Origin of the sequence: Natronococcus jeotgali DSM 18795 (assembly GCF_000337695.1) — an archaeon.
In the GTDB taxonomy this organism is placed as follows: domain Archaea; phylum Halobacteriota; class Halobacteria; order Halobacteriales; family Natrialbaceae; genus Natronococcus; species Natronococcus jeotgali.
In genome coordinates this window covers 20,085-26,419 of record NZ_AOIA01000056.1, presented here as the reverse complement: position 1 = coordinate 26,419, position 6,335 = coordinate 20,085, and the positions used below count along the sequence as shown (strand labels likewise).

Genomic DNA, 6,335 nt, shown 5'->3' with positions numbered 1-6,335 from the left:
TGCAAAAGGCCCACAACGCCCGAATGAACGAAGACTACAACCAGCGCTGGATGAGTGAAACCGGCTTCTCGCAGTTGAAGGAAGACGACAGCGAGAAGCTCCGCTCCCGGAGCTGGCACGGCCAGTTCCGGGAGCTGACACGGAAGTGTATTATCCATAACCTGACGCAGGCGGCGAGTTAGGGCTCGCCGCCTGCTCCCCTTCTCCGGACGTATCTGGGAGAGGCATCGCCGTCGTCACTGGAACAATGACGCAAGATACCATAATCCTGACCCTTCGGCAAACACCGCTAGCGACAGCTACTGCATCTTCTGACTCCAAGAACCGGCCTCTGACGCCGTAAAACCGTGTATGATCAACCCCATCCCGACGCTGTCTTGCGTTCAACAAGGCATTCACTCAACAACCGAGGCTAGCGTGCAAAGCTGAGTGATGAGAAAGAGGCCGACGCGGTCGAGCGCGTCCTCGACCGCGTCGAAGCCTATCCCTTGCCTTGTTTTGCCGCCGATTGACGACAACTTCAGACGCTCTCGCAGGAAGCTTCCGTCACATTCACCCTGAAATGGACGCCGTCTGGCGATATGGNTAATCCTGACCCTTCGACAAACACCGCTAGCGACAGCTACTGCATCTTCTGACTCCAAGAACCGGCCTCTGACGCCGTAAAACCGTGTATGATCAACCCCACCCCGACGCTGTCTTGCGTTCAACAAGGCATGTTGAGTTCAAACCCAGGGACGATCCGCTGTTCAAGAAACCCGATCACGATCCTCACGGTGAAGTGCAGGCTCTTGCAGTCCGTTCTGGAGCGAGCTGCGACAGCTGGGAAATATACGGTCTGGTGCCAACGGTAGCATGCGAGGAAGCCACAATCCGGGATACCGACCTCGTTTGCTCGGAGTGTAGGTGAGACCGATGGCACGGTTCACGGCGGGTTCGACGAACGGGAAGGACACGACAACGCATCGGCCCGGTGGTGTTGTTCGCCCCTCTGAGAGGGGTAGAGGGTTCAAGAGATGTCGATACGCGAATTAGTCAGTCGACTGACGACCACACAGGCGCTTGAGATGTCGGAGAGCATTGAGGAGCGATTCCCGGCATGGAATTATGAGCAGGGGAACGTGCGTCCGTGGGCCCTGGGCCGACGGCAGTGTGTGCTCTCGTTGGTTCGGTTCATCGCGGACGAGGTGAGCAAGGTAGTGTTCTCGACGCCAATGGAGGTGACGGTCGCACCGACAGCGGTGTACCAGTTATCGTCGAGCTGGCCTGATCGCTTCGGTGACACGTACCAAGTGGCCACCTATCCGAACGCAAATCCGGACTGGGAATCGATCAAAGCTGCCTACGATGCTGGTGAGGCGGACGAGTGATGCAGCAGACGCTCTCCAGCTGTGCCTTCGGAAATCAGCAAGATTGAACCGCTCAGAAATACGCCGATACATCTAATACATACGGCGACAAAGCAATACATATGCCCATCGATATCGAGACGTTCGAGTCATCGGCACCGGATCGGCTCCAGCACTCCAGGGAGACGAACGCTGATCGCGTGATGCGATTCCTCGCTGCACATCCAGACCAGGCGTTCACGCAGAGCGAGATTCGGGATGCGACCGACGTCAACGCTGGGAGCATCAGCGTCGTCCTCTCCCGACTTGAGGATCGGGGACTCGTTCGGCACAAGGGCAACTACTGGGCGCTCGGTGAGGATGACGACGTCGCGGCGTACACCAGCATGCTCGAGAGTACGCGGGCGGCCAACGACCGCTTCGGTGAAGAAGACATGGACGAGTGGTTGGAGCACGCTGTCGACGACGCGGACGAGGCAACTGAATGAGTCATCAACGCGGGGATGTCGTCTGGGGACCGGATCCGTTCAAATCAAGTGAGAACCCGCGTCCGTGGCTAATCCTGAACAACGACACGCATCCGTTCGGCGACGAACAGTACATGACGGTCACGCTGACGACTACCCCCCACGACGAAACGGTCCCAATCGAGGATTCCGACTGGGTGGAGGGCGGGATGCCACGCCAGAGCTACGCCTCGCCCTGGTCGGTTGCGTCACCGAAGCATGCTGCACTCATCCGTCGGCAGGGTCGTCTCGACGAATCGTTCGTCCAGACCGTCATCGACGAGCTGGAGACGTATCTCCATTCTCCAGCCGACACTCGATAGCAACTGACCAGATCACGACTGGGTCCGACGCTCCATACGACTTCAGAGAGATGACTAAGAAGCTCCCGATTGCGTGGTGGTCAACGGTGTTCGTCTCGGGATGACCGCTGGCTAGTTTCTAAAGATCTTGACTGTGAGGGGTGACCGATAGCATCATCTCCGAAAGCCCTCGGCCGCTCAGCATCCCGCGCCTCGCTGCGCGCCTCACTCGCTCGCAGCGCTCGGTCGTTACGGTGCTTGCGTCGGCGGGGGACGACCGAGACGGCCTCGCCCTTTCGAAGCCCACTAGGGGAGCCGAACGTGGGGGTGCTTTGATATTCCTTGACCCGTGTGAACGAGACGGCACGTCCCGCTCACCTTCCCTCCGTCCGCGTCGCTCGCGACCGCCCATTCCGGGCTGCTCGCTCTCTGGTCGCTGCGCTGCCGGGTTGAAATGGATGTGGTTTCGCTCGTTGCGCTGCCGGCTTCCCCGTTGCGTGATGCTCACTCTAGACAGCCGGTGGCGTTGTTCGTCCCTCACGAGGAGTAGAGGAATCAAAGACGATGCAAACTGTTAGCCGGATCACAACCCCACTCGCCGTTGAGTTCACTATCGAGTCCGATTCGACCGTCGAGCATTCCCGCTTCGGCGTATTCGACGCCCCTGAGCACACTAACACGAGCTGTGATTTCTGCGGGAAGTTTGATTTGTTCCGACGCAGAGTTGTGAAACTGCCTGTGATCTCGGCGTTCAACTGATCTGCTCCGACTGCGAGAGCGCGTAACTCGAGACGATCGATCAGTCTAGCGGTATTACACTGATCTATGTCAACATCACCATCATTACACCCACTCGAGCGACTTGAATCGACCCAGCGGACGCTCCGACGCGCCCAGTACGAAGCCTTCGAGTTCGAACTTGTCGCGCAAGGCGTTCTCGTTCGCAACGCCAGCCACGCAAATCCCGCGGACCACGAGTATCTGGTCACGATCGAGGACGACTTACCTCACAGCTGTCCGTGTCCAGCAGACGTACACCACCGGGGTGCATGCAAGCATCGGGTTGCAGTCGCGATCCGAACGCCCGTTTTCGAGGCTGCATGCCACGCACAGCGAATTCGCGAACTCGAGGCCAGCGGGGTGCAGGCCACGGCGAACCCACCGGCGCCGTGAGTAAGCCCACGCTATCGGACTTGGTTTCACGCATGGGGTAACTCTGCTGGACTGACTAGCGTCGGTACGAACGTACCGCACGTGGTGTTGTTGTCCCCTCGAGGAGGGATGGAGGGTTTCACAGATGTCACGAGCAGACGAGACGACAGCACAGCCAGCGGAGACACCCGATGAAGCGCAGTCTACCGGTGAGACGACGCCGCTTCCACGACGGTTCCTCGCGACTGCTAGCGGGCCGGTTACCCGGATCACTGACCACGGTAACGAAACGACTGAGCATGTTCGCGCTGAAATCGCAATTGAGCACTCCATCGAAACGCTAGAAGAGTTCGCGACGTTCTGGGACTTCCGTGATCTCCGCAGCTGGAAGCAAGCGGCTCTCGAGGTTCTTCTCGAGAGACAGGAACCCGACGCTGTGACGTACGCTGTCGACGAGGACGACTTCGAAGCGTGGGACGCCACGGTCGACGGACGTATTGAAGCGTTCGCAGGGCTCGTCGAGACGATGGTCGACTACACAGGACGAGATCTTTCTTGTCGAGATACAATCCCTCACCGGATTGCAAGCCGAATCAACGCGCTCACCGATGGTCGTCAGACGACCGACGATGTTCTCAAGGAATTCGCTGACGAACTTTCCCGGGCAGAGCTGTGGGGGCATGGAGCGCACCTCGCTCTTCTGAATGTCAAACACGCCCACCACGAGTCGATCGAGCAGCCGGCCGCAACGCTTGCTCGCACTCTCAGTGACGACGGGGGGGAGGAGTAATGAGCGAGCAGTCGATCAAACTTGGCGACGTCTGTTTGGATCTCGCACAAGGGCGACCAGTGCACGTGGTCACCGATACTGGCCAAACCGTAGCTGAGTGGTCTGAGGCAAATAATTACAATTTGTTAGATAACTATAGAAATTCTCGATTCGGCGCAGCCGAAGACGATCGCGTGTTCGATGTCGTCTACTGTTCGAGCCTGAAGTCCAGGCCCTCGAAAACCTATGCATATCCGGAGCCGCGGCTTGGCCGTATCGAGAGCGAGGCAGTTGATGCCGGCCGCCAGGTTGCCGACCGCGTGGTCGTCGCTGTCCTTGAAGAGCTGTTCGAACGAGCAGCCACGGACGACGATGGAGCCGTGACCGTCCTCGAGCGCTATGCCACCGACGTCGGATATACGGACGAGGCTGCTGAAGCGCGCGAACTGGCTGAGATCGACCGAATCATCGGAGGTGAGGTCTGATGGTGGTCGATCTGCTGACGTACATCGACGAGAGTGATACACCTGAGGACACGCTCACCGAGTCGCAAGCGTGGGCGCTTCGCCAGGGCGGCCAGGCGGCGATCGATCGTGGTGACGAGAGTCTCTCACTTCCGTCGAGAGAACTTTCGGCTGACCGATGGCATCATTGGGGCATCGGCATCTCTGTCTGGGTCCATGACAGCGGTGTCGCTGTCCTCCAGAAAGATGGGGAGACGATCGTGACCGATATCTCGATGCTCGAGCACGTTTCGCTGGTACTGGTTGGTGCCCACGTCAGGATCGGTCGTGTGACGCGGATCGGTCCAGAGAGAGGTGACGAGTGATGGCGATCGTCGACACTGAAGAGCGGTATGCTGGTGCGTTCGACACAGTGAAGTGTCCTGTCTGTGGCTCCGACGAATGGACACACCTTGTCTATCAGGGTGTATTCTGTGCGACCTGCAACACTCGGTGTACGTTGCGTGAACCGTCTGGCGATCAGGGCTTCATCGCCGAGTTCGACAGCCGGTACACGTGGTCCGTCGAAGAGGCTGAGCCGATTCCCGAGACTGATGAGTACGGCGCGCTCGCGTCGGGCAAGTGGCTTGGGGCCGAGTCTCGTGGCTACGATCGCTACTGGTTTTCGGCGTATGCAGACCACGTTGACGGATACGAGAGCGAGTGGGAGCCAGCGTGGGATCGAGAGACGAACGCAAAGACTGACGAGAACTGAATCAGACACGAAGACACCCAGCTCTCCGTACGGTGGTGTTGTTGTCCCCTCGAGAGGGGNGAGACGAACGCAAAGACTGACGAGAACTGAATCAGACACGAAGACACCCAGCTCTCCGTACGGTGGTGTTGTTGTCCCCTCGAGAGGGGTGGAGGGTTTGACAGATGAATCGATTCAGAGAGCTAGAGCAGATTGTACAGCGAGCAGAACATTGCGAAACCGAAGCAGCCCGCAAACGGCGCTTGCGTGCGGAAGCTCGCGTTCATGGTGCTGCTGAGGAAGACCAGACCATCACCGTCGGCGGATTCATCGCCGACAGCGCTAGTCCGGTTCGAGAGCGAGAAGAACAGACGTACACACGACACATCGAGCCGCCAGAACAAGGCGGGAAACAGTACGTCCGATGTACCCACTGCAGGCGCGAGCTCTTGGTCGAACTCGGTGGACGGAAGAACCTACCGCATGCACCCGACTGCCCGGAGCGTGAGTCGCGATGAGTAAGTCCAATAGCCGGTCTGACGAGCAGATACAGGCCGAACTCGAAGCAGCACTGGCTAATCTGCGAAACGCTCGAGGAACACCTAGCCGAGCCGTTGACTCTCACCGAGGCAATCGGCGAACTCTCGACGACGCGCGCTCTCTACGACCAGCTCACCGGGACGGATGGTACTGATGGCTAACTGTGAGAACTGCGGCGGTCACGTCAGTGACCAGTACAAACTCGTGTTCGCTGACAACCAGGGCACGCTCCATCCCTGTCCCCACTGCCGGAGTCAGACAGATCGCTACGACGGAGCCACCGCTGGCCTCAAAAATTAACCTGCTTGGCGGTAGATATCGAAAACACACACCGATGGGCTCTTCAGACAATCCGGGGAAAGCGCTCGAGCAGTTCCAGTCGCTTGCACTCGTCTAAGACGGGTGGATCCTCTCTCAGGGATATCTAATCCTCGTGCTAGATCAAGACGCTGACAGCGGCCTCTTCGATCTCCTCGATATCGCTGAACGGTACGATATGGATGGCGACATTCGTATCATC

General features: G+C 58.6%; 9 protein-coding genes and 1 pseudogene (1 of these 10 only partly in view). All 10 read left to right on the top strand.

Features of this window, described 5'->3' with window-relative positions; translation table 11 throughout:
* A pseudogene (locus tag C492_RS07510) lies at positions 1-182 on the top strand (IS5/IS1182 family transposase); it begins 519 nt to the left of the window's first position.
* Between the two features lie 834 nt (positions 183-1,016).
* Positions 1,017-1,370, top strand: a complete 354-nt coding sequence (locus C492_RS07505; protein ID WP_008421994.1) for a hypothetical protein — start codon at positions 1,017-1,019, stop codon at positions 1,368-1,370.
* A gap of 101 nt (positions 1,371-1,471) precedes the next feature.
* The gene (locus C492_RS07500) at positions 1,472-1,837 is read left to right on the top strand and encodes a helix-turn-helix transcriptional regulator (protein ID WP_008421993.1); all 366 of its coding nucleotides are present in this window, start codon (positions 1,472-1,474) and stop codon (positions 1,835-1,837) included.
* On the top strand, positions 1,834-2,178 hold the full coding sequence (locus tag C492_RS07495; protein WP_008421992.1) for a type II toxin-antitoxin system PemK/MazF family toxin: 345 nt from the start codon (positions 1,834-1,836) through the stop codon (positions 2,176-2,178). The genes C492_RS07500 and C492_RS07495 overlap by 4 nt, the downstream gene beginning before the upstream one ends.
* A gap of 804 nt (positions 2,179-2,982) precedes the next feature.
* Positions 2,983-3,330 (top strand): SWIM zinc finger family protein, encoded by a 348-nt coding sequence (locus C492_RS22335; RefSeq protein WP_008421990.1) that lies wholly within the window; start codon positions 2,983-2,985, stop codon positions 3,328-3,330.
* 124 nt (positions 3,331-3,454) lie between these two features.
* Positions 3,455-4,099, top strand: coding sequence for a hypothetical protein (locus tag C492_RS07485; RefSeq protein ID WP_008421989.1), 645 nt, complete (start codon positions 3,455-3,457; stop codon positions 4,097-4,099).
* Positions 4,099-4,563 carry a hypothetical protein gene (locus C492_RS07480; protein ID WP_008421988.1) on the top strand — a complete coding sequence of 155 codons (465 nt, stop codon included), beginning with the start codon at positions 4,099-4,101 and terminating at the stop codon, positions 4,561-4,563. The genes C492_RS07485 and C492_RS07480 overlap by 1 nt, the downstream gene beginning before the upstream one ends.
* Positions 4,563-4,907, top strand: coding sequence for a hypothetical protein (locus C492_RS07475; RefSeq protein ID WP_008421987.1), 345 nt, complete (start codon positions 4,563-4,565; stop codon positions 4,905-4,907). The genes C492_RS07480 and C492_RS07475 overlap by 1 nt, the downstream gene beginning before the upstream one ends.
* Positions 4,907-5,296 carry a DUF7567 family protein gene (locus C492_RS07470; protein ID WP_008421986.1) on the top strand — a complete coding sequence of 130 codons (390 nt, stop codon included), beginning with the start codon at positions 4,907-4,909 and terminating at the stop codon, positions 5,294-5,296. The genes C492_RS07475 and C492_RS07470 overlap by 1 nt, the downstream gene beginning before the upstream one ends.
* Before the next feature lie 663 nt (positions 5,297-5,959).
* Positions 5,960-6,115 carry a DUF7563 family protein gene (locus tag C492_RS26035; RefSeq protein WP_449289498.1) on the top strand — a complete coding sequence of 52 codons (156 nt, stop codon included), beginning with the start codon at positions 5,960-5,962 and terminating at the stop codon, positions 6,113-6,115.
* The last annotated feature ends 220 nt before the right edge of the window (positions 6,116-6,335 follow it).

Bases quoted from the DNA above. Each gene is read 5' to 3' on its own strand.
- C492_RS07505 (WP_008421994.1), top strand. From the start codon at position 1,017: ATGTCGATACGCGAATTAGTCAGTCGACTGACGACCACACAGGCGCTT.
- C492_RS07500 (WP_008421993.1), top strand. From the start codon at position 1,472: ATGCCCATCGATATCGAGACGTTCGAGTCATCGGCACCGGATCGGCTC.
- C492_RS07495 (WP_008421992.1), top strand. From the start codon at position 1,834: ATGAGTCATCAACGCGGGGATGTCGTCTGGGGACCGGATCCGTTCAAA.
- C492_RS22335 (WP_008421990.1), top strand. From the start codon at position 2,983: ATGTCAACATCACCATCATTACACCCACTCGAGCGACTTGAATCGACC.
- C492_RS07485 (WP_008421989.1), top strand. From the start codon at position 3,455: ATGTCACGAGCAGACGAGACGACAGCACAGCCAGCGGAGACACCCGAT.
- C492_RS07480 (WP_008421988.1), top strand. From the start codon at position 4,099: ATGAGCGAGCAGTCGATCAAACTTGGCGACGTCTGTTTGGATCTCGCA.
- C492_RS07475 (WP_008421987.1), top strand. From the start codon at position 4,563: ATGGTGGTCGATCTGCTGACGTACATCGACGAGAGTGATACACCTGAG.
- C492_RS07470 (WP_008421986.1), top strand. From the start codon at position 4,907: ATGGCGATCGTCGACACTGAAGAGCGGTATGCTGGTGCGTTCGACACA.
- C492_RS26035 (WP_449289498.1), top strand. From the start codon at position 5,960: ATGGTACTGATGGCTAACTGTGAGAACTGCGGCGGTCACGTCAGTGAC.